This window comes from Vibrio sp. 10N.261.51.A3, assembly GCF_041471965.1.
GTDB lineage: Bacteria > Pseudomonadota > Gammaproteobacteria > Enterobacterales > Vibrionaceae > Vibrio > Vibrio crassostreae_C.
Map to the genome: position 1 here is coordinate 1 of NZ_JBFRPK010000005.1, position 22,310 is coordinate 22,310.

Genomic DNA, 22,310 nt, shown 5'->3' on the forward strand with positions numbered 1-22,310 from the left:
CCATGCTCGGCGCACAATAAGAAAGCCTACGTTCTTACACTATAGGCTCTCTTTTTCACGCTAACCGAATATTATTGTGATTAATCAGTCACTTTACTATAGGGGGAGTAAAGTCATGAGCAGTTAACTATAGAGAAAGTACAACACCAGCAATAGCAGCACTCATTAGGTTAGCAAACACACCTGCACAAATTGCTTTGAAGCCATATTGTGAGATGAAAGAACGACGCTCTGGAACTAAGCTGCCCAAACCACCGATAAGAATCGCCATAGTAGAGATGTTAGCAAAGCCACATAGAGCGAAAGTTACGATCGCTTGCGAGTGCTCACTTAGTGCCTCTTTAGCATCCATTAGTTGGATGAAAGCCACGAACTCGTTCACGACAATCTTGTTACCGATCAATGAGCCCGCAACCACAGCCTCAGACCACGGTACACCGATCAGCCATGCAACGGGTGCAAACACATAACCTAGGATAAGTTCGAAGCTTAGGTTTACGCCAAACCAGCCGCCAACGATACCTAGCAAGCCATTCAGCATTGCAATCACACTGATAAAGGCAAGAAGTGTTGCACCCACCGCAACGGCAATACGAAGTCCAGACATAGCCCCATCTGCCATCGCCTCAACTACGTTTGTTGCTCGTGGAATTTCAACGTCAGACTCAATATTTTCTTGAGCGTCATCTGCGCTATCTGGTACTAAGATCTTAGCCATCAATAGGCCAGCAGGTGCAGACATAAATGCAGCTGCGATCAGGTAATTTAGATCAACGCCAAGCGATGCGTAACCCACTAGCGTACCACCAGCGACAGAAGCCAAACCACACACCATCACAGCAAACAGTTGTGAATCCGTCATGTGCTTCAAGTAAGGCTTAACCACCAATGGAGCTTCAATCATGCCAACGAAAATGTTTGCAGTCGCAGACAGTGACTCCGCACGACCTGTGCCCAAGAACTTTTGTAGTGCGCCACCGATAAGGTTGATCACCTTTGGCATAAAGCCGATGTGGTACAAACCAGAGATCAGTGCAGAGAAAAAGATAATGATGCCTAGAACGTTAATCGCGAAAACAAATCCGTTATTCGTTAGGCCACCAAATAGGAAGTTAATCCCCTCTTGACCGTAGTTGATCAAGCTAGATACCGCACCTGTGGCTGCATTCAACGCTTCTTTACCCATTGGTACATACAGAACCAACAGCGCGAATGAGATTTGTAATAAGAAAGCCAAAGAGACTGTTCTTAGTGGAATATTTTTTCTGTCCGTAGATAGTAACCAAGCGGCAACTAAAATAGTGATAATTCCAAGTAGGGAAGCCATGTGCGTCAACCTAAAAGTTGTAGGTAGGAAAGGCGACGCATTCTATAGAGGAAATCGTTTGCGGCAAGCTGAGGTTGTTAATGTGATGTTGGGGTAATCACGATTTAACTATGAGTATAATTAAGTTATTGAATTTTAATAATTAACTTTGATTAAAAAGCGTACTTTTTCCATATGGAAATTATATTTATAGATTAGGAAACAGTTAGCGATGCAGTTCAACGCAAGTTTTGAGGTTTTTGTCCCAATACGTCGGCGACCCGATATGATCTTTAATGAACTCAATCACTGCCGAAAGCTTCTTCGGCATATTCTTTCGGCTCGGGTAAACGGCATAGAATGGCATCAGCTGACTGGCTCTCCACTCTGGCAATACTTGAATGAGCTTGCCCGTTCTAAACTCTTCTTTCACTAAGTAAGTCGCCAAATAAGCAACGCCCCACCCTGATACTGCCGCGTCTCGTACTGCCTCAGCCAAATCGACTGAGTAATCGCCCGCGACTTTGACGCTGAGGTTTTCTTGCCCGTTGTCAAACGCCCACGATGTGTAATCTCGTTCACGGCTGCGATAGATAAGACAGTTATGGTCAATCAGATCAGAAGGCACATGTGGCGTCCCGGCCTTAATCAAATAGTCCGGTGATGCAGCCACCACAAACTGGCTGTCAGCCAATCGCTGAGCAATATAACCTTCTGGCAGATCTTCGTTGTTGGTGATCCATAGGTCCAGTCGCTCTTCAATCATATCCACCTTGTAGTCAAACAAGTGAACCTCGATTCTCAGCTGAGGATAAAGTTGTCTGAGCTGATCAATCGCAGGAATGATATGTAAAGTGCCAAATGACTGTGACAACCCAACACGCAATATTCCAGAGATGTCATCACGCTGGCTGTCCATATCCATTTGAGCGGCTTTTACCGTGTTAAACAGTTGCTCACAGTGCTGATAGAACACTTCCCCTGCTTCGGTCAGCGTTAAGCTACGTGTGGTGCGTTGTACCAACTTGATACCAATAGAGTCTTCAAGCAAAGCAACTTGCTTACTAATGTGAGACACCGAAACGTTCAAGCTTTTTGCAGCACTGGTAAAGCCTTCGTGCTTGATCAGCGCATGGAATATCACCATCTGTGCAGCTCTATCTGTTAGCACAAGATCACCTTATTAAATCTCTGAAATATAAAATCAAAAAGGACTCCGAAGAGTCCTTTAGTTCGTTCTGCCTATGGTAGGCCAAATGCTATTCAAAGCGACTTAGGTCTGTTAATCAAACTTAATTCTGTCGGCTAGATGGCTTACTGCCAAAGCAAAGTAGTAAGAACGATTCCACTTCATTAACACATTGTAGTTGTTATAAATGAGGTACGAACGTCCGGTTTCATCATCCGGCATGATTAACCAAGCTTTAATGTCTTCATCAAGTGTTGGCAGTGGGCGATCGTCATAGCGTTTAATACCGAGTTCAGACCACTCTTTTAAGTATTTCGCTTTGTCTTCGTCTCGACCTTGTAAATCGATCGACACAGTTGACGGAACATGAACCTGACGACCCCAAGTATATTTGTCATCCCACCCTGATTGGCTGAGATAATTGGCCGCCGAAGCAAATACGTCTTCTTCAGTGCCCCAAATGTCTTTCTTGCCATCACCACTGCCATCAGCGGCGTAAGCTAAGAATGAGCTTGGCATAAACTGAGGTTGACCCATCGCACCAGCCCAAGAGCCTTTCATTTCTTTTGGTGCAATATGGCCTTGATCAAGAATCTTCAATGCCGCCATCGCTTCGCTACGGAAGAAAGCTTCTCGACGTCCTTCATAAGCCATGGTCGTTAGGGCGTCGATAACGCTGTAATTGCCCGTGAACTTACCAAAATTACTCTCAACGCCCCATAGCGCGACAATGAATCTTGGTTGAACACCATATTCATCACCAATACGCTTTAACGCGGTGTAATGCTCCTTGTAGAGTGATCTTGCTTGCTTCACTTTCCAATCTGGAACCGCTCGTGGAATGTATTCATCCAGAGTCAGTTTTTTCTCAGGTTGGTTTTTGTCGGCTTTTACCGCTCTTGGCTTAAACGTTACACCATCAAAGGCTTCATCAATGATCGCTTCAGAGATGCCTTCTTCACGGCCTTGTTGTTTTAGTTTTTCTACATATTGCTCGAAGCTCAGTTCTTCAGCTTGTACTGAACTTATGGTCAGGCTATTACCCAATAGTAATGCCGACACAGCCAATATGGTTTTCGAAAATTTACTCAACGATCACTCCTCCTTGAATTGAGGTGGCTATCACTCTTCGTCTTGAGATTTCTGTTGAGCTTTACGCTCTTTATGAAGCTCAAGTTCGTTAACTGGTGGTGGCGGAACCTGTAAAAAGAAACCATCGGTATTCAGTGATTCTTTCACTTTTTCGATGTTTACTTGAGCCAGTTTACGGCCATCCATTTTAATTACCATTACAAAACTAGGTTTACCAAACATTTGCATCAATGCGTCAGGAACTTGTGAAAAATCATCCTTCTTAGGGATATAAAGGTATGTTCCTTCTTTCTTTGAGCTTTTATATATAGAACACAGCATGACAAACCTTTTAATTGATTATGACTACAAAACTCTCACTTGCGAGATCAATAGTTTATGTTAGGGAAATATTGGGAACAAAACGTCCATTTGACAACAAGATTACTTGCTGTGCTTGGTTTGGGAATATAACATGATAAACCTAGTTTCAGGCAATGCCCTTTATTTTATTGATAAAGAAATTGTACCAATCCGCTATTGAGGTCCTGTAGTTTTTCGATGTCTAGTAACCCAGATCTAAAAGGTAGCAGCTTTACGCTATCTGTTTTGCACTTATCCGATGATCAAGTCGAAAATGCAGTCTCTTTTCTTCAAGAGAAAGTAGACCAAGCACCTACGTTTTTCGCTGCCGCACCTGTTGTTATCAACATCAGTAAAGTCGCGGGCGATATCGATTTTGTGCAACTTAAAAATGGTATATCTCAAGCGGGCATGATCCCGGTTGGTGTGGCTGGCTGTTCTGATAAGCGAATGCAAAACCTCGCTAAAGAAGCCGGTTTTGCGGTGATGACGGCAAGCAAGTCGCCGTCTCAAGCTCCAGCGAAAATGGCACCAATCAAGGTGATTAGAACCCCTATTCGTTCTGGTCAGCAGGTTTATGCGAAAGATGGCGATCTATTGATACTCAGCCATGTGAGTGCAGGCGCGGAAGTGATTGCCGATGGCAGCATCCATATTCATGGCACTTTACGCGGCCGTGCGATTGCAGGTGCAAGTGGTCAAACTGAAGCAAAAATAATTTGTAATGACTTACAAGCCGAGCTGGTTTCCATTGCTGGAAATTACTGGCTCAGCGATCAAATTGAAAGCGAGTACTGGCAGAAGAAAACCATGTTCAGTATGGCAAACGATGTATTACACGTTGATGTCCTCGCAATATAAGAGAAATAAAAGGAAAACAGAATGGCACGCATTATCGTTGTAACGTCAGGTAAAGGCGGGGTAGGCAAAACGACCTCCAGTGCAGCTATTGCCTCGGGTCTGGCTTTAAAAGGAAAGAAAACCGCAGTTATCGACTTTGATATCGGTCTGCGTAACCTAGATTTAATCATGGGTTGTGAGCGTCGTGTTGTGTACGACTTCGTTAATGTTATCAATGGTGAAGCGACGCTGAACCAAGCGATGATCAAAGACAAGCGCACAGAGAACCTGTTCATTCTTCCTGCTTCTCAAACTCGTGATAAAGACGCACTAACAAAAGATGGTGTTCGTCGTGTATTTGATGAATTGGATGAAATGGGCTTTGATTTCATCATCTGTGATTCTCCTGCGGGTATCGAACAAGGCGCTCTTATGGCGTTGTACTTCGCTGATGAAGCGATTGTAACCACCAACCCAGAAGTCTCTTCAGTACGCGATTCAGACCGTATTCTAGGTATTCTTGACTCTAAATCTCGTCGTTCTGAAGACGGCTTAGAGCCAGTGAAAACACACCTTCTATTGACTCGCTACAACCCAGCACGTGTAACTCAAGGTGAGATGCTCAGTGTTGAAGACGTTGAAGAAATCCTGCACATCTCTCTACTGGGTGTAATTCCAGAGAGCCAAGCGGTACTGAACGCATCGAACAAGGGTGTTCCAGTTATCTTTGACGAAGCAACCGACGCAGGTATGGCTTACAATGATACTGTAGAGCGACTACTGGGTAGCCAAGTTGACTTCCGCTTCTTAACGGAACAGAAGAAAGGCATCTTCAAACGACTGTTCGGGGGCTAATGCACAATGTCATTATTAGAGTTTTTTAGACCACAGAAAAAGACAACCGCAAACCTAGCCAAAGAACGTTTGCAGATCATTGTTGCCGAACGACGCAGCCATGACGACCCAGCGCCGTCTTACCTGCCGCAACTAAAAGAAGACATCTTGAAGTGTATTGCCAAGTACGTTGAGGTCGATCCATCAATGGTTGATCTGACTTTTGAACACAAAGATGACGACATCTCAGTGTTAGAGTTGAATGTTAAGCTTCCAGAAGAAGATCGATAATCTTTCTGAACAAGATTGGCAGGTAATACACTTGCTTGTATTGATTGAATAAAAAAGAGAGCCTAGGCTCTCTTTTTTGTATGTGCAGTTTATAACTGTAACTAAGTTAGGCTTTAAAGCAGCAAGCGGTTATTTGATCGCTTTACTCAGCTTTTCGCCAACCACATCTAAACGCCAGCCTTGCATAACATCAGGCAGCTTTTCTGGGTTACGATCGTGCTTCCACACCCAGCTTAACATTTGGTTAAGTTGCTTCTTCGATGCCAAGAATTCCGTCGCCAAACCACTGTGTTGTGATGCTGTTTTCACTTCATCTTTCAGCACTTTGAAGAGTTGCTTGTAGCCAGGGAAGTCCATTAGACGTTCTACTGGTGCTGGGTACTCTTCTTCTGGTGTATGTTCCGCTAACTTTACGATTGAGCTGATCTTCGCACCATGGCGACGCACAGAGCGGTAATCAAAACCCTCTTGCTCCATGTGCTTGGGATCTTTCATCGCAAAACGCGCCACAGCCCATAGGTCTTGTTCTTTGAAGACAAAGTTCAGCGCTAAATCGCGCTTGATTGCTTCTTTTAGACGCCAAGTTGCTAGAGGTCGTAAGATCGCTAATTGCTTAGGTTTAAGCTGCCACGCCCCTTTAATATCAAGGTAGGCTGTATCTGGGTTTACTTTACGAATGCGCTTGGCAACTTGTAAATCAGACTCTTGCTGAGCCGCTTCCCACCAGCCAGCTTCCATCACTTTTTCTAGAAGCTTGTTGTACATTGGCATTAGGTAATGCACGTCTGCTGCTGCGTAGTCCAATTGTTTTTGAGAAAGCGGACGCGCTAGCCAGTCAGTGCGAGATTCACTCTTATCGAGATCGACACCGACAAACTCGGAAACCAGAGCAGCAAAGCCTGTTGATAAACCATGACCCAAGAAAGCCGCCATGATCTGTGTGTCGACCATTGGAGTTGGCGTACAACCGAATGCGTTCTGGAACACTTCCAAATCTTCACCGCAAGCGTGCAGTACTTTCAGAACAGAAGCATCTTTCAACAATCCAACAAATGGTGTCATTTCACCAAGAGCAATAGGGTCAATCAGTGACAGCGTTTCACCATCAAATAACTGAATCAAGCCTAATTGAGGGTAATAGGTTCTTGTACGAACGAACTCCGTATCAAGCATAACGACATCGGCTTCACGTGCTTGTTGGCAAACTCGCTCAAGGTCTTTCAATTGGGTAATGATTTGATAATCCACAAAAACTCTCACTGGTTTCTATTTGATCGCCGGATACAAAAATGCCGACATTAACTGTCGGCATTCTAACACCATTTTTCAGCGCTCGCTTAGATTAAGCGCCTCAATGGTTTTGGTGCAGTACTTTCGCGCAAACGGGCTAATTATTCGCTAGCGCGTTTCGCAAGTTCTGCATCGTTTTCTTCACGCAGTACGCGGCGTAAGATCTTACCTACGTTAGTCTTTGGAAGATCATCTCTGAACTCGACTAATTTAGGGATTTTGTAACCCGTTAAGTGCTCACGACAGTGCGCGATAATGTCTTCTTTGGTCAGGCTAGGGTCACGCTTAACCACGTAGATCTTAACCAATTCACCAGACACTTCATGAGGTTGACCGATAGCTGCTACTTCAAGCACTTTACCATGCAGAGCCACAACGTCTTCAATCTCGTTCGGGTAGACGTTGAAGCCTGATACAAGAATCATGTCCTTCTTACGGTCAACGATGTACAACAAGCCTTCGTCATCAAACTTAACGATGTCACCTGTCGATAACCAACCGTCTTGATCGATCACTTCTTTGGTCGCTTCAGGGCGCTGCCAGTAACCTTGCATCACTTGAGGGCCACGAACTTGTAGCTCGCCTACTTGGTCATTAGCAATAACCTTACCTTCATCATCAACAATACGAACTTCTGTCGATGGTACTGGTAGGCCGATAGCACCTGTGTAGTCTTTCAGGTCGTATGGGTTACCCGTTACCAGTGGTGAACACTCAGTTAAGCCATAGCCTTCCAATAGGTGAATGCCTGTCGCTTTCTTCCATTGCTCAGCAACAGCGCGTTGAACCGCCATGCCGCCGCCAACAGATAGGCGTAGGTTACTGAAATCCAACTCGTGGAAATCTTCGTTATTAACTAGCGCATTAAACAAGGTGTTTACGCCGGTAATTGCGGTAAACGGAACCTTTTGCAGCTCTTTAATAAAGCCAGGAATGTCACGAGGGTTAGTAATTAGAAGGTTACGACCACCCATCTCAACAAACAGTAAGCAGTTCACCGTCAGTGCAAATACGTGGTAAAGCGGTAATGCCGTTACAACCAACTCGCGGCCTTCTTGCAGAACAGGACCGTAAGCCCCTTTCGCTTGAAGTACGTTCGCAATCATATTGCGGTGCGTTAGGATTGCGCCCTTCGCTACACCTGTTGTACCACCAGTGTACTGTAGGAACGCGATGTCATCACCCGCCATGAACGGTTTCACATATTGAAGACGACGACCTTTGTGCAGCGCTTTTCTGAATGAGATAGCACCCGGCAGATCATACTTAGGCACCATGCCTTTTACGTATTTCACTACAAAGTCGACAATTGTCCCTTTCGCGCGTGGCAGCATTTGCCCTAGGCTAGTTAGAACAACGTGTTTAACCGGCGTGTTATCAACGACTTTCTCTAGCGTGCTCGCAAAGTTAGATACGATAACAATCGCCTTTGCACCAGAATCGTTCAGTTGATGTTCAAGCTCACGAGGTGTGTACAGTGGGTTGACGTTCACTGCAATCATACCTGCACGCAATACACCAAATAGTGCAATTGGGTATTGCAGTAGGTTTGGCATCATTAGCGCGACGCGATCGCCCTTCTTCAGTTTCAAGTCATTCTGTAGGTAAGCGGCAAAAGCACGGCTGCGCTCTTCAAGCTTACGGAATGTCATAATCGAGCCCATGTTCTCGAATGCAGGTTGGTCCGCGTACTTCTGTACCGACTGTTCAAACATTTCTACAAGAGATGGGTACTGATCTGGGTTGATCGTTTCTGGTACGTCACTTGGATAACGTGAAAGCCAAGGTTTATCCACGATGTTACTCCTCGTTTATCAGCTGACGACTGCTTCGCCGCTTTTTATCATTGCGGTATTACAGCACAGCTTTAGTGCATGAGCACTAAAAGGCTCAAACACTTGTTTAAATTTTGTTAACTACACCAAGAATTAGCTCTGAAACTAGCTCTGGGCTCTCTAAATGACAATGATGTCCACCAGGAACAGTCTCTATATTTAGAGGACTATGGGCTGATTTGTAGCGATTATGCTGCAAATGTCGGAATCCATCATTTCCTAAAACTATTAATTGAGGGCATTCAATAGCCGCCATGATCGCTTCAGCGTGCGCCTGTGACATTCGATATAACGAGTCACATCTTAGGTTAGGGTCGCATCGCCATTGCCAAGAGTTATCTAACTCGACAATTCCTCGCTCGACAATAGGAGCAATTAATTCAGCATTGATTTGATTGGCGTGAGCTCTCAGCTTAATAGCATCCTCAAGGCTTGCCAGAGGACGTGAAGGCTTTCTTCGCTGTCGAAGACGACTGAGTACCCCATCTCTCAAGCGAGAAACCGTTTCTTGGGGAGCTTCTGAAAGAGGTCCGTGACCTTCAATTTGAATTAATCCTGACACCTTTTCAGGAAAGGCGGCACTATAGCAACTTGCTATCAATGCACCAAGTGAATGTCCTACCAGTACCAGTCTGTTTGGCGATAATTTAGTCACCAACTGATGCAAGTCATCAATATAATCATGAAATGGGTAGTAACTTCCCGATTTGTGCGACGAGAAGCCGTGTCCGAAGAGATCGATAGCAACAAGGTGAGCATTGGGCGCAAACTTGGCGACTTGCTGCATAACCGGATTAAAGCTGGACGAATTATCCAACCACCCATGAATAAAAACGACCGTCGTTGCGGTCGTTTGTGGGTTGCCAATCTGTTGTGTTGCAAGCGTCCCGCTCGCAAGGGAGTATGACTTTTCAATCATCAAACACTTAGTTCCATCTGTTTGCGCAATCAACGTCTAAAAAGTTAATTACTCTACGTCCTGTATCACTCGACCTTGTCTTGGCATCGTTTGAAAACTGCGACAATGTAAACTTCTGCACGAGTAGTAGGTTGGTGCAAAATCGTTAACAACAACACGCTCAGTGATGTTCCACAGTCGTTGGTTGTCCACTTTCATCACAGGGAAGATGTAAGGGTATTCCCCTATTTTTCCATCTTCACTTCCGCTTGACTGACCAACCAGTGTAATCAGACGGCCTTCTGCAAAACTTAGAGGCTCAACATACCCTTCAATATAACCAACAAAACGTCCGCTTGGCTCTGCGTCTAGGTCTGGCTTACCGCTACTCGAAATCGGCATATTAGCAACTTCGATTCGAGTCTTATCTTTCAAGTTGGTTACTTTAGAGATAACGCCACCCAATCGAACACTTTTCGCCTCCGGTAGTTGGTCGACCCACTGTTGGTAATCACTAATTACAGGCTCTGATTTTGCTTCAAGTTCGCTAGGAAGTGATGAACACCCGGCAAGTACCAAGACACCAAGAGAAAGGGCTATTAAGCGTAATTTAGAGAGATAATTTGACATGGTTCTGGTCCTTAAACAGGCATTAATAAGAAGCTCTAGATGTAGATATCGACACCGATAAGCTTTGCAAGTTCTTCTTTCTTCGCCTGATTCATTACATCCATATACTCTTCCATAGCCTTACGTCCTCGGCCTTCTGGAAGATCATACTGGATTTGAGCCTTGTGTAGTTCAGACTCTTTAACTTGACGAATAGAGTGAGAAACAGCATTAGCGACCTTAGTCGGTTGCCCAACCGCAGTGCTAGCATCAGATTTTTTTGCCTGCTCCTTCTTTTTAATTCGATTCGGCTTAGACGTGCTGCCTATCGAAGAAGGAGGTAAGTTGTTAATTGATACCATGACTAAATATCTGCCCTCTCAAATCTAAATAATACGCATTTAGACCTAATTTGCATCAGAACCTTGTAAAAATTATTCGCGACCTGGCAGTTTCTTCCAAGTCACTTTGTCACGAAGATAAACTGGCTCAGATTCTTCTGCTGCAACCGCTTTACCTTCTGCGTAAGCAAATTGAGCAAGGAACGCCATATCTTGAGCTTCTGGGAATAGCACTTCACACGCTTTGGTGTTGATCGCAAGTGTATCCATATGCTCGGCATAAGCTTCCCAGCCGGTACCGACTTTCGCCCATATTTCAGAATCTGCTTCTAACTGCGCAGCCAGTTCACTTGGTGGCGTTACACATTCGGCATCAACCGCAGTCCAACGACCATCTTGTTCGCGGCTGTAACGAGCCCAGTACACTTCGCTCATACGCGCATCAATCGCTGTTGCTACATGAGTTTCACCAAATTTACGGTAGCTGCCTTGCGCCATCGCTGCCAGTGTAGAGACACCAATCATTGGTAAATCCGCACCAAAAGCCAAGCCCTGAGCAATACCAATACCAATACGCACACCCGTGAAACTGCCTGGGCCTTGGCCAAACGCGATAGCATCGATATCGGTTAAAGCGACATTCGCTTCTTTCAGTACTTCATCCACCATAGGTAGAATTTTCTTCGTATGGTCTCGAGGAGCCTCTTCGCTACGTGCGAACACCTGGTCACCAATTACTAATGCAACTGAACAGTTTTCAGTTGCGGTATCTACTGCAAGAATTTTCGCGCTCATTTGTGTCTCAAATATTCGTTATCTAATCTAAAAATAATGGCTAAACTCAACAATGCCAATTACTCAGCAGCGGTTGAATGGTCTTTAGCTAAGAATTCTTTAATGACCCCTAAGTCACGGGTACGTGGGATAGGCGGTAAACTCGCCAAAAATATGCCACCGTAATCGCGAGTCACCAATCGGTTATCGCAAATAATCAAAGCGCCATTATCGCGCTTGTCACGTATCAATCGGCCGACACCCTGTTTCAAGGTAATCACGGCGTCTGGCAACTGTACCTGTGCAAAAGGATCACCCCCTTTTAACTTACAGTCCTCAATTCGAGCCTTAAGTAAAGGGTCATCAGGGGCCGTAAAGGGTAATTTATCGATGATAACACAGCTTAATGCGTCGCCCCTAACATCTATCCCCTCCCAGAAAGCACCCGTAGCCACCAGCAATGCGTTACCTAATTCCATGAATTCGGCTAAGGTTTTTTGCTTACTCGTCTCACCTTGCAGCAGAACTGGAACCGAGAGTGTTTCACGGAATCGCTCCCCCAACTCTTTCATCATGCTGTGTGAAGTACATAAGAAGAAACAGCGACCTTGGTTTTGCTCAATCACTGGGGTCAGCATTCTCACTAGCTTATCTGCGAGACCGGGGCTATTCGGTTCAGGAAGATAACGAGGTACACACAAGCGCGCCTGATTTGGATAATCAAACGGGCTCGGCAATGAAAACTGAGCTGACGGTTTTAACCCTAATCGAGAAGTAAAGTGGTCGAAATCATCCGACACCGCCAAGGTTGCTGAGGTAAACACCCACGCGCCCGGCTTCAGCTCAATCTGTTCGTGGAATTTATCGGCGACAGAAAGCGGTGTGATGTGCAAAGCAAAGTGGCGCGGCGTGGTGTCATACCAATACGAATAGCCAGTGATCGACACATCGCACACACGTTCGATACGCGACTTAATCATGTTTGCGCGTTCGAAAGCCGTGTCTAACAGTTGGCTTCGCCCAAGTGCTAACTTCAATACATCAACAGCAAGTTGTAGAGCATCTTGCAAACGAACCAACTCGCGTGCAATCGACTCAGATTTCAAGGCTTCGCGCCAGTTACCACGAAAGCCGGTATCACCAAGCACAATACGCAGATCTGCTGACGATTGAACGAGCCTATCCCCTACTTTCTGTAGCTGACGCATGTCTTTGGCTTCAGTTCGGTAAGCGATTTCAATGTCTTTGGCTAGCTCTTGGATCTGTCGACTGGAAACCGATTGTCCGAAGTACTGGCTGGCGATATCGGGAAGTTGATGCGCTTCATCGAAAATAAACACATCGGCTTCAGGAATTAGCTCACCGAATCCGGTCTCTTTAATCGCTAAATCCGCTAAGAACAAATGGTGGTTTACCACGACAACATCAGAGTCCATCGCTTTTTTACGCGCTTTAAGCACGAAGCAATCAGTGTAGCTTGGGCACTCTTTACCCAAGCAATTATCATTGGTCGAGGTAATGGTTGGAATAACCGGGCTGTCTTCAGCGATATCATCACAATCGCCTAAATCACCCGTTTGAGTGGATGACGACCAACTACGAACTTTGACTAACTGAGCCAGCAGCGTTGGATCGGTATGAGCACCATGACTCTCGATCATTTGGCGGCTGAGTCTGTCCAAACACAAATAGTTTGAACGTCCTTTGAGCAACGCAACTTGACCATAAAAGCCAAGCGCATCGACCATCAAGGGTAAATCTCGGTGAAACAGCTGTTCTTGAAGGTTTTTAGACCCCGTACTAATGATGGTTTTCTTGCCACTAAGCAGCGCAGGCACTAGGTAAGCAAACGTCTTACCAGTACCTGTTCCAGCCTCAACAACCAACTGGCTTTGATTTTCAATAGCTTGTGAAACCGCTTCAGCCATGTCTAACTGAGCTTGTCTTGGTTGAAACCCAGGGATAGCTTTGCCCAGAGCGCCATCAGCAGAAAACGTTTTAGATATCATAGAGTACGAAGTTTAGAAAAAGAGAAGGAGAATTATGGCAGGTTTAGTGAGCCGGCGCGAATCAAGAATGACTTCGCACCGGAGGTGTTTGGTTTGGCTTGGCTTGACGTGGCTTAAGTTACCTTGAAGGTAAGAATTGAAGAAGTAGGGATTAGAGAATCGTTTTTATTTTCGACTGAGATAACGTGATAGCCAAGGAGCACCTTCAAAATGGTTATCACCAGGCTGTATGGCTTTCGCTGCATCGGTTGGTGAGGTCTTACTTTCCCACATTTCATCTAGAACATGACCATCTAATTCGGTACCTCTCGCCAATGAATTCACTCGCTTGCAGTACAGTTTTTTGGCTAGTAACTCTTTATCCATAAGTATCACCTCTATTTTTGGCCAAGGCGTAAATGCCTCGGTTGAAGTTCAAATGCGTACTACGGTCAAAACTTTTAAAAATGAAGCTTCTGCCTGTTTTTCTATCTAAAAACTGATATTTCTATATCAAACAATTTATCAAAGCGATAAATCAGCAGCAGAATTTGTTGAAACCAACTTGATAATAGATTAATTATAACGGTGATATTGCGGCTCAGTTCACCGTTCGACGGCCTGCATTAAATTTGAAGAATCCCTATTTCATATAATAAGTGCAACATTTCATGGAAGTAAGATGCAAATGGAAAGAAAAACTTTACTAACACATTGTACTGATGCCCCGGGCCTCATCTCTAAGATCACCAATATTTGTTATAAGCACCAACTCAATATTATTCACAACAATGAGTTCGTAGATAACACAAGTGGCCACTTCTTTATGCGCACCGAGCTGGAAGGCTATTTCAATGATGAAACCTTGCTTGCCGATTTAGACCAAGCCCTGCCACCAAATACGAAACGTAAGCTTGTTGATTCGTCTCGCAAGCGTGTTGTGATACTCGTGACCAAGGAAGCACACTGCCTTGGCGACATTCTAATGAAGAACTTCGATGGCAGCTTAGACGTTGAAATTGCGGCCGTTGTCGGTAACTACGACATTCTACAAAGCCTAACCGAGCGTTTTGACATCCCTTACCACCATGTTTCTCACGAAGGGCTAAACCGTGAAGAACATGAGAAGAAGATGCTAGAAGTGATTGACCAGTACGAGGCGGATTACCTTGTTTTGGCTAAGTACATGCGAGTGCTGACACCAGGTTTTGTTGAAAAATACCACCACAAGATCATCAATATCCACCACAGCTTCTTGCCAGCATTTATTGGCGCGAAGCCATACCAACAAGCGTATGAGCGCGGCGTGAAGATCATTGGCGCAACGGCACACTTTGTGACGAATGATTTGGATGAAGGTCCAATCATCAAGCAAGATGTTATCCCTGTGGATCACAACTTCAGCGCGAAAGACATGGCACAAGCCGGTCGTGACGTAGAGAAGAATGTATTAAGTAAGGCGTTAAACAAGGTGATCAATGATCATGTGTTTGTTTACGGCAACAAGACTGTAATTCTGTAAATCGGATATTCGATTTCCGGTAAGACTTCCAGTTAGAACCCAATAAAAAACGCGCAATAGGGAAAGCCCATCGCGCGTTTTTTGTATCTGATGATCAGGCTCGCTTTGAGAGATTCCCGACTACGCTCCTTCGTCGCTATCGGGAATGACGAACTCGGTGATGAACCTTCGAGCTATAGGCTCTAACATACGCTCTCGAACGCTCAGTCTGTCACTATCCAAAGATAGACTCTGGAAAATTTCATCGAACACCCCGTCATTCCGACGAGCCAAGGCGAGATCAGGAATCTCTTTCCTAGCAACTCTCTATTCAAATTAAGCCTGTTCTGATTCCACAATCTTCTTCAAAGAGTGTGGATGCAGCTTGATGCAAATCCCTTGATGTTTAAAAGCCACTGTTGGGTTATTCAAGCGTTCACCCTCGCCTTTCGGGCTAGAGAGTTTGATCTTAACGCCTTGCTCACCCAGCGTTTCAAAGCTAGCAGCGAACTGCGGGTAAGTTTCTTTAAGATCCGCTAGATACTCATCAGCTGTTTGGGCATGAGAAGGAATCACAAACTCTACATGTTCCCAATCTTGGCTTGGGTAAATCTTACCTTCTGCTGGATATGGCAGCTCCAAACATTCAATTTTCCAGCCAAGGCTTTGCAAGGGTTCATCGAAAGCCAACACCACAATTGGACGACCATTAATCATCGCCTCAGAAATCGTAGAGCCGTACTCAGACCACGCTTGATGGGCAGATTTCGCTAGCTCAGTGTCATTGATTCGCAGCGCAATATGATCCGCTTGAGCAAAGCTTAAATCCAAACCTAATGTATTTCCTAGGCTCTCGATTTTTGCCATAAAAGTATCAAGGCGGGCGATCATTTGTTGTGGTTCTAGTTCAGCTTGCTTCAGGCTCATCATCATTGTCTGTGTTCTCCAAATAATGGCTGCATGTTATCAGTTTTGCCTTTTGCAACAAGCGTTGCTTTTACAAAAAACACTCAATAACTATGTTCTTTTCGCTCCTTAAACATGCAAACGCGTCTTGCTAAAAGTCGATTGTCAAAAACCACTCAGGAAATGTTAATTTTCTATCAATTCGACCTATAAGAAACCGCACAAAATTGGTATGATTACCGCCATTTCTGTGAACTTAAACAGAGTCTGCTGCTGATTTTGGCATTAAATCGTTAACTAGAAGCATAATTAACCAATTTAATGACCAAGAATTAACGGCCACTCTTATCATCCTTGAATTGAAGGAAACGCGTGTGAATATCCAAGCACTTATTAATGACAAAGTATCTCAGGCTCTAGAAGCCGCTGGCGCACCTGCAGGCTCTCCTGCTGCTGTTCGTCAATCTGCAAAACCACAGTTTGGTGACTACCAAGCAAACGGCGTTATGGGCGTTGCTAAACGACTAGGCACTAACCCACGAGAATTTGCTCAAAAAGTATTGGACGTTCTAAACCTAGACGGTATCGCTTCTAAAGTAGAAATCGCAGGCCCAGGTTTCCTTAACATCTTCCTAGATGAAGCTTTCCTAGCACAACAAGCAGACGCAGCATTGGCTGATTCTCGCCTTGGTGTTGCAGTAGCAGAAACACAAACAATTGTTGCGGATTACTCTGCACCAAACGTTGCGAAAGAGATGCACGTTGGTCACCTACGTTCAACCATCATCGGTGATGCGGTCGTTCGTACTCTTGAGTTCCTAGGCCACAACGTTATCCGTGCTAACCACATCGGTGACTGGGGTACTCAATTTGGTATGCTTATCGCAAACCTTGAGCGCGTTCAAGCTGAGTCTGGCGAAGTTTCAATGGAACTTGCTGACCTTGAAGGCTTCTACCGTGAATCTAAAAAGCTTTACGATGAAGACGAAGAGTTCGCAGTTAAAGCACGTGGCTACGTTGTTAAACTACAAAGCGGCGACGAGTTCTGCGCAGAGATGTGGAAGAAGCTTGTTGACGTAACAATGATTCAAAACCAACGCAACTACGATCGCCTAAACGTGTCTCTAACGCGTGATGACGTAATGGGCGAAAGCATGTACAACCACATGCTTCCAACTATCGTTGCTGACCTAAAAGAGCAAGGTCTTGCAAAAGAAGATGACGGCGCACAGGTTGTATTCCTAGACGAATACAAAAACAAAGATGGCGACCCAATGGGCGTTATCATCCAGAAACGTGACGGCGGCTTCCTTTACACAACCACTGATATCGCTTGTGCAAAATACCGTTTTGAAGAACTAGGCGCAGACCGCGTACTTTACTTCATCGACTCACGTCAGCACCAACACCTAATGCAAGCTTGGACTATCGTTCGTAAAGCAGGTTACATCCCAGAATCTGTTTCTCTTGAGCACCACGCATTCGGCATGATGCTAGGTAAAGACGGTAAACCATTCAAGACTCGTGCAGGCGGTACTGTTCGTCTTGCTGATCTTCTTGATGAAGCCGAAGTTCGTGCAGCGCAGCTAATCGAATCTAAGAACCCAGAACTAGCAGAAGACGAGAAGAAAGCGATCGCGAACACTGTTGCTATGGCAGCGGTTAAGTACGCAGACCTTTCTAAGCACCGCACTACTGACTACGTGTTCGATTGGGACAACATGCTTGCATTCGAAGGCAACACAGCACCATACATGCAGTACGCATACACTCGTGTTGCTTCTGTATTTGCTAAAGCTGGCATTTCTATGGACTCGCTTGAAGGTGAAATCAAAATCACTGAAGAGAAAGAGAAAGCGCTTATCGCGAAACTTCTACAGTTTGAAGAAGCAGTACAGTCTGTTGCTCGTGAAGGTCAACCACACATCATGTGTAGCTACCTATTCGAACTAGCTGGTCAATTCTCTAGCTTCTACGAAGCTTGCCCTATCCTAGTTGCTGAAGACAAAGCTGTTAAGCAGAGCCGTCTGAAGCTTGCTGCACTAACAGCGAAGACGATCAAGCAAGGTCTATCGCTTCTAGGTATCGACACTCTAGAGCGCATGTAAGCGATTCGAGATTCGAGATTCGAGATTCGAGATTCGAGATTCGAGATTCGAGAAAATTAGAAAGGTTGACGTGAAAGCGTCAACCTTTTTTTTGTCTGGAGGTTTGTTTACTCGATTATTTAAGCGATTAGCTAACCTACACAGCAAGAGATCCCCTATTACGCTCATTCGTCGCTCTAGGAGATGACGAGAATAGGTGTAGTGAATCCAAGACAACATCAATGATGCGCATCAAACCACACCAAATCGTTATCCCTCTTCTCACCATCATTCCCTACAGTGAGGGACGAACGTGATAGGGAATCTGCTTATTGAGAACGTAAGCCCTAGCCACATTCAAACTCCGACCTTATACTCATGTAAAACAATTAATTGGAAAGATCATGAGCTTCGAACTTCACCCGCAACTTGCGAAAGACACCACACTTATCGGCGAATTTCCACTGAGCTTAGCCCTGCTACACAAAGATAACGCAGTGCCTTGGGTTATCTTGGTACCAAAACGTGCCAACCTAAAAGAGTTGCACCACTTACCAATGAAAGAGCAACAGCAGTTCCTACATGAATCTCAGGCGGTAAGCCAAGCATTAGAAGCAACGTTCCAACCAGACAAATTGAACCTTGGTGCGCTGGGTAATATGGTGCCACAACTGCACATCCACCATATTGCACGCTTCAAAGACGACATTGCTTGGCCCGGCCCAGTATGGGGTAATACAAAAGGCGAACAGCGCAGTGAAGAAGATCAAGCCGCTATCCTGACTCGTATCCAAAACGTTCTGTCACTGAGCTCTATCTTCAAGAAAGCATAATTCGAGTTCATCTCATTGAGCTTTAAAGCAAAACACTTCAGAAAAGACACATAACAAAAAGCCGCTCATCTTAGATAAGCGGCTTTGTCATTTTCTAATCTCGCCTTTTTCAACGAGAGTCTGAAGACCGAACTACATCATCACGTTAAGCGACAAACCATCTTGTTTGCTGATGGTGTAGCGAATACGCGTTGTATGACCATGCTTATTCGTATCGACCAAGCGAGAAACTTTCCCTTTCTTGACCCAAACACTCAGCATCGCATCGACGCCATCTTCACTCATGCCAAACTTTGCAGCGAGCTCTTTACGAGCCGCAACGCCGTGGCTATCAATGTATTGATGAAGTTCAGTTAAAATCATACTACTTGCACCTCTAGTGCTTTCTGCTTACTGCCCACTTTCTTGAAGACGCGATACGTCACCACAAAACCACCAGCAATCGCCACCATCCATACTGCACTTGTCACAGGATGCGCAGCAAAGTTTGCCGCTTGGTAGTAAAAAGTCGCACCAAAGTAACCAAGAGCCATCGTCCAAACCGCGATGAAGCGTGCAAACGTCTGACCAAATTCACGAACATAAGCACCCATCGCGGCCACACAAGGCGTGTAAAGCAGGATAAGAATCAAGTAAGCGAATGCCGCATGACCAGATACAAACTTGTCTTTCAAGTTACCAAAGATAGAGGTATCGACTTCTTGGTCAGCTGCTACAGAATTAGAGTCAGACAAGTCGCCAACTTCAATACCTAATGGATCTGAGTAGCTCAATCCGGCTAGGTTTTCAGGGATCGTCATTACCGCTTCTTGCAGGCTTGCTGCTAAGTCAAACTCAGCTGCTTCTTCATCAGAAGGCGTTGTATATAGGCTATTTAATGTACCAACAACGGCTTCTTTAGCGAAAATACCTGTGATGATACCAACCGTTGCAGGCCAGTTCTCTTCAGTAATACCAATTGGTTGGAATACAGGTGTTACAACTTGAGCTGCTCTAGACAGTACTGAGTTTTCGCTATCTTCGTTACCAAAGCTGCCGTCCATACCTAGAGAGTTTAGGAAACTAAGAATAGCCACAACCATCACGATTGTTTTACCTGCACCAAGTACGAAACGCTTCAGCTTCTGCCAAGTTTTCAACATTACGTTTTGCACTGTCGGCAATTCGTAATCTGGCATTTCCATCACTAAGCTATCACTGCTACCTGGGTAGATCGTGTTTTTCAGGAACAAACCCGTAAATACAGAAGCAACGATACCCATGATGTACAGAGCGAATACTACGTTTTGTCCTGCACCTGGGAAGAACGCCGCCGCGAACAGTGCGTATACCGGTAAACGAGCACCACATGACATAAACGGCGCCATTGATGCTGCTAGTTTACGTTCGCGCTCTTGGTCAAGAGTACGAGTTGCCATGATTGAAGGCACGTTACAACCAAAGCCCAGTACAAGTGGGACAAATGCTTTACCCGGTAAACCAATCTTCTGCATCACTTTATCAAGTACAAATGCAGCACGAGCCATGTAGCCTGAGCTTTCTAGTACCGCTAAGAATAGGTAAAGCGCTGCGATAACAGGAATAAAGGTCGCAACCGTTTGGATACCGCCGCCAATACCATCAGCAAGTACAGTGACTAACCAAACTGGTAAATGGCCATCTAATAAGTGGTGTCCACCATCAACTAATATTGCTCCAACACCAATATCGAAGAAGTCGATAAACGCACTACCGATATTGATAGAGAACATGAACATTAGGTACATGATAACGAAGAAGAAAGGAATACCGACCCATTTGTTCAAAATGAATTGGTCTGCTTTCTCTGTAAAGTTACGGCTTAGTTTGCCTTCGCTGCGACGAACACGTTTACAAAGGTCATGTAAGAAAGTGTATTTAGCGTCAGCAACAGCAAGGTCAATATCGAAATCGGCACCAAGACGCACGCTATCAATTTGAGTGCGAGTTTGTGGGGCTAAACCATTCAATACCAAGTAATCATTTTCTAAAGCACGAATCGCTAGCGCTCGGTGAGATACGTCAGCATCATCAAATTGTGACTCAACAGAAGGGATAAGAGCCTCTAACGCGGCATCGTAATCAATAGAGATAGGGTCAAGGCTCACACCTTGAACAAGCAGTTTATGCAGACGCTCTTTAAAGCGAACCACTTGACCTTTATCGTTTGCAGACAAGCTTAGAACTGGGCAACCTAGCTCTTTCTCTAGTGCTTTAAGGTTAATCACCTGACGTTCGCGCTTTAATACATCCATTTTGTTCAACACAACGATCATTGGGCGACCCAACTCACGCAGCTGTAATGTCATATATAAGCTTCGTTCTAGACAGTTAGCGTCGACAACATTGATGATCACATCTGCTGGGTGAGTTAAAACAGCGCGAGACGCGATAGACTCATCGATGCTGTTCGCATCATTACCACTGTCTAGTGCGTAGATACCCGGTAAATCCGTTAGTTGAAACTGATCACCAGCGTGCGAGTATAAACCCGTCTTCTTTTCAACAGTGACACCAACCCAGTTACCAACGTGTTGCTTAGCACCAGTCAGTGCGTTGAACAGTGTTGTTTTACCACTATTCGGGTTACCAACGGTAAGAACTTGATAATCCATTTAGATAACCTCGATTTGTTCTGCAATGCTTTCACGAATGGCGATAGAAACACCTCTCACTTCAACTTGAAGCGGATCACCCATAGGTGCACGGCGGATAAGCGTCACCTCGGTTTTTGGCAACATACCCATGACCATAAGTTTCTTCCTTACGTCTGGTGTTAAACCTGTTAGTGCAACAATAGAAGCCGCCTTTCCTTGCTCTAGTTGTGAGAGTTTCATAAGTACCCAATTCGTGACTGATAATGAGAAAGATTGTTATTAACGCCATGATACACATACATGCCCACAATTCTATTGTGTGAAATCAATGTTTTCGAAAATACATACTCGTAAGTTTCGTTAAAAACGTTTACGTCAAAAACGTTACTTTCAACAACTAGCGAGAACTACCTCACTAGTACAAACCCTCCCAAACAAAAACAAATCATTAATTATCAATCACTTGAGGCAATGTCGGTTTTCTCATAGGTATCTGTCGTTAATTTTATAAGTAAAATAAGTAGCTGGACGTATAGTTACTCCATCGAAGAGAAACTACTTCTCTTTAATTTTATTCCAGAGGTGATATGGCTTTGCTATATCACTCCGGCAGCAAGCGAAGGTGTCGTTGGCACCCGTGGTATAGTCCCCCCGGCTATGCCACGATATTTTTTTTCTTCCCTTTGTTTTATCCCAACAACCTTTTTAAACTCCCCATTTATCTCGTATCTCGTATCTC

At 44.8% G+C, this 22,310-nt stretch carries 22 protein-coding genes; 6 read left to right on the forward strand and 16 right to left on the reverse strand.

Annotation, left to right across the window (positions count from 1 at the left end):
* Positions 1-127: 127 nt before the first annotated feature.
* The 4 genes from AB4371_RS01640 to AB4371_RS01655 all read right to left on the reverse strand — a co-directional run bounded on the left by AB4371_RS01640 (position 128) and on the right by AB4371_RS01655 (position 3,908).
* Positions 128-1,327, reverse strand: a complete 1,200-nt coding sequence (locus AB4371_RS01640) for a NupC/NupG family nucleoside CNT transporter (RefSeq protein WP_372148728.1) — start codon at positions 1,325-1,327, stop codon at positions 128-130.
* Positions 1,328-1,532: 205 nt separating this feature from the next.
* Positions 1,533-2,453 (reverse strand): LysR substrate-binding domain-containing protein, encoded by a 921-nt coding sequence (locus AB4371_RS01645; RefSeq protein ID WP_017067671.1) that lies wholly within the window; start codon positions 2,451-2,453, stop codon positions 1,533-1,535.
* A gap of 135 nt (positions 2,454-2,588) precedes the next feature.
* The gene (locus AB4371_RS01650; protein WP_017062371.1) at positions 2,589-3,587 is read right to left on the reverse strand and encodes a lytic transglycosylase domain-containing protein; all 999 of its coding nucleotides are present in this window, start codon (positions 3,585-3,587) and stop codon (positions 2,589-2,591) included.
* A 30-nt stretch (positions 3,588-3,617) separates the two neighbouring features.
* Entirely contained in the window at positions 3,618-3,908 is a 291-nt protein-coding gene (locus tag AB4371_RS01655) for a YcgL domain-containing protein (RefSeq protein ID WP_017062372.1), read from the reverse strand.
* 219 nt (positions 3,909-4,127) lie between these two features.
* Between AB4371_RS01655 and minC the strand changes: the two genes are divergently transcribed.
* The 3 genes from minC to minE are packed head-to-tail and all read left to right on the forward strand — an operon-like array spanning position 4,128 to position 5,894.
* Positions 4,128-4,790, forward strand: a complete 663-nt coding sequence (gene minC, locus AB4371_RS01660) for a septum site-determining protein MinC (protein ID WP_017063419.1) — start codon at positions 4,128-4,130, stop codon at positions 4,788-4,790.
* 21 nt (positions 4,791-4,811) lie between these two features.
* Positions 4,812-5,624 carry a septum site-determining protein MinD gene (gene minD, locus AB4371_RS01665; RefSeq protein ID WP_009848498.1) on the forward strand — a complete coding sequence of 271 codons (813 nt, stop codon included), beginning with the start codon at positions 4,812-4,814 and terminating at the stop codon, positions 5,622-5,624.
* A gap of 6 nt (positions 5,625-5,630) precedes the next feature.
* Entirely contained in the window at positions 5,631-5,894 is a 264-nt protein-coding gene (gene minE, locus AB4371_RS01670; protein ID WP_010436847.1) for a cell division topological specificity factor MinE, read from the forward strand.
* Between the two features lie 129 nt (positions 5,895-6,023).
* On the opposite strand, the gene rnd is transcribed toward minE, so the two are convergent.
* From rnd to AB4371_RS01710, 8 genes are all read right to left on the reverse strand, one after another.
* On the reverse strand, positions 6,024-7,142 hold the full coding sequence (rnd, locus tag AB4371_RS01675) for a ribonuclease D (protein ID WP_372083399.1): 1,119 nt from the start codon (positions 7,140-7,142) through the stop codon (positions 6,024-6,026).
* Between the two features lie 143 nt (positions 7,143-7,285).
* Entirely contained in the window at positions 7,286-8,980 is a 1,695-nt protein-coding gene (gene fadD, locus AB4371_RS01680; protein WP_017062375.1) for a long-chain-fatty-acid--CoA ligase FadD, read from the reverse strand.
* A 106-nt stretch (positions 8,981-9,086) separates the two neighbouring features.
* Positions 9,087-9,938, reverse strand: a complete 852-nt coding sequence (locus AB4371_RS01685; protein ID WP_372148778.1) for an alpha/beta fold hydrolase — start codon at positions 9,936-9,938, stop codon at positions 9,087-9,089.
* A 48-nt stretch (positions 9,939-9,986) separates the two neighbouring features.
* A complete protein-coding gene (locus AB4371_RS01690; protein WP_017067373.1) occupies positions 9,987-10,547 on the reverse strand; it encodes a Slp family lipoprotein in 561 nt (186 codons plus the stop codon).
* A 35-nt stretch (positions 10,548-10,582) separates the two neighbouring features.
* Positions 10,583-10,888 (reverse strand): hypothetical protein, encoded by a 306-nt coding sequence (locus AB4371_RS01695; RefSeq protein ID WP_017062378.1) that lies wholly within the window; start codon positions 10,886-10,888, stop codon positions 10,583-10,585.
* 72 nt (positions 10,889-10,960) lie between these two features.
* The gene (tsaB, locus tag AB4371_RS01700) at positions 10,961-11,662 is read right to left on the reverse strand and encodes a tRNA (adenosine(37)-N6)-threonylcarbamoyltransferase complex dimerization subunit type 1 TsaB (RefSeq protein WP_017062379.1); all 702 of its coding nucleotides are present in this window, start codon (positions 11,660-11,662) and stop codon (positions 10,961-10,963) included.
* Positions 11,663-11,721: 59 nt separating this feature from the next.
* Positions 11,722-13,650, reverse strand: a complete 1,929-nt coding sequence (locus tag AB4371_RS01705) for an ATP-dependent DNA helicase (RefSeq protein ID WP_372132009.1) — start codon at positions 13,648-13,650, stop codon at positions 11,722-11,724.
* A gap of 165 nt (positions 13,651-13,815) precedes the next feature.
* Complete coding sequence (locus AB4371_RS01710; protein ID WP_017062381.1) at positions 13,816-14,016, reverse strand: hypothetical protein; 201 nt, start codon at positions 14,014-14,016, stop codon at positions 13,816-13,818.
* 301 nt (positions 14,017-14,317) lie between these two features.
* Here AB4371_RS01710 and purU point away from each other — a divergent pair, with 301 nt between their 5' ends.
* The gene (gene purU, locus AB4371_RS01715) at positions 14,318-15,151 is read left to right on the forward strand and encodes a formyltetrahydrofolate deformylase (RefSeq protein ID WP_029235131.1); all 834 of its coding nucleotides are present in this window, start codon (positions 14,318-14,320) and stop codon (positions 15,149-15,151) included.
* Between the two features lie 315 nt (positions 15,152-15,466).
* On the opposite strand, the gene AB4371_RS01720 is transcribed toward purU, so the two are convergent.
* The gene (locus AB4371_RS01720; RefSeq protein ID WP_372148731.1) at positions 15,467-16,063 is read right to left on the reverse strand and encodes a VOC family protein; all 597 of its coding nucleotides are present in this window, start codon (positions 16,061-16,063) and stop codon (positions 15,467-15,469) included.
* Positions 16,064-16,410: 347 nt separating this feature from the next.
* On the opposite strand from AB4371_RS01720, the gene argS reads away from it, so the two are divergent.
* Together argS and AB4371_RS01730 are read left to right on the forward strand one after the other, a co-directional pair.
* Positions 16,411-18,144: an arginine--tRNA ligase gene (gene argS / locus AB4371_RS01725; RefSeq protein WP_017062384.1), complete on the forward strand. Its 1,734-nt coding sequence runs from the start codon at positions 16,411-16,413 to the stop codon at positions 18,142-18,144.
* A 383-nt stretch (positions 18,145-18,527) separates the two neighbouring features.
* Complete coding sequence (locus tag AB4371_RS01730; protein WP_017061937.1) at positions 18,528-18,956, forward strand: HIT domain-containing protein; 429 nt, start codon at positions 18,528-18,530, stop codon at positions 18,954-18,956.
* Positions 18,957-19,088: 132 nt separating this feature from the next.
* On the opposite strand, the gene AB4371_RS01735 is transcribed toward AB4371_RS01730, so the two are convergent.
* Genes AB4371_RS01735 through AB4371_RS01745 form a run of 3 tightly spaced genes read right to left on the reverse strand, consistent with a single transcriptional unit; the run spans position 19,089 to position 21,811 of the window.
* The gene (locus tag AB4371_RS01735) at positions 19,089-19,319 is read right to left on the reverse strand and encodes a FeoC-like transcriptional regulator (RefSeq protein ID WP_017061938.1); all 231 of its coding nucleotides are present in this window, start codon (positions 19,317-19,319) and stop codon (positions 19,089-19,091) included.
* Positions 19,316-21,589 (reverse strand): Fe(2+) transporter permease subunit FeoB, encoded by a 2,274-nt coding sequence (feoB, locus tag AB4371_RS01740; protein ID WP_017061939.1) that lies wholly within the window; start codon positions 21,587-21,589, stop codon positions 19,316-19,318. The genes AB4371_RS01735 and feoB overlap by 4 nt, the downstream gene beginning before the upstream one ends.
* Positions 21,590-21,811 (reverse strand): FeoA family protein, encoded by a 222-nt coding sequence (locus tag AB4371_RS01745; RefSeq protein WP_004734203.1) that lies wholly within the window; start codon positions 21,809-21,811, stop codon positions 21,590-21,592.
* Positions 21,812-22,310 lie beyond the last annotated feature (499 nt).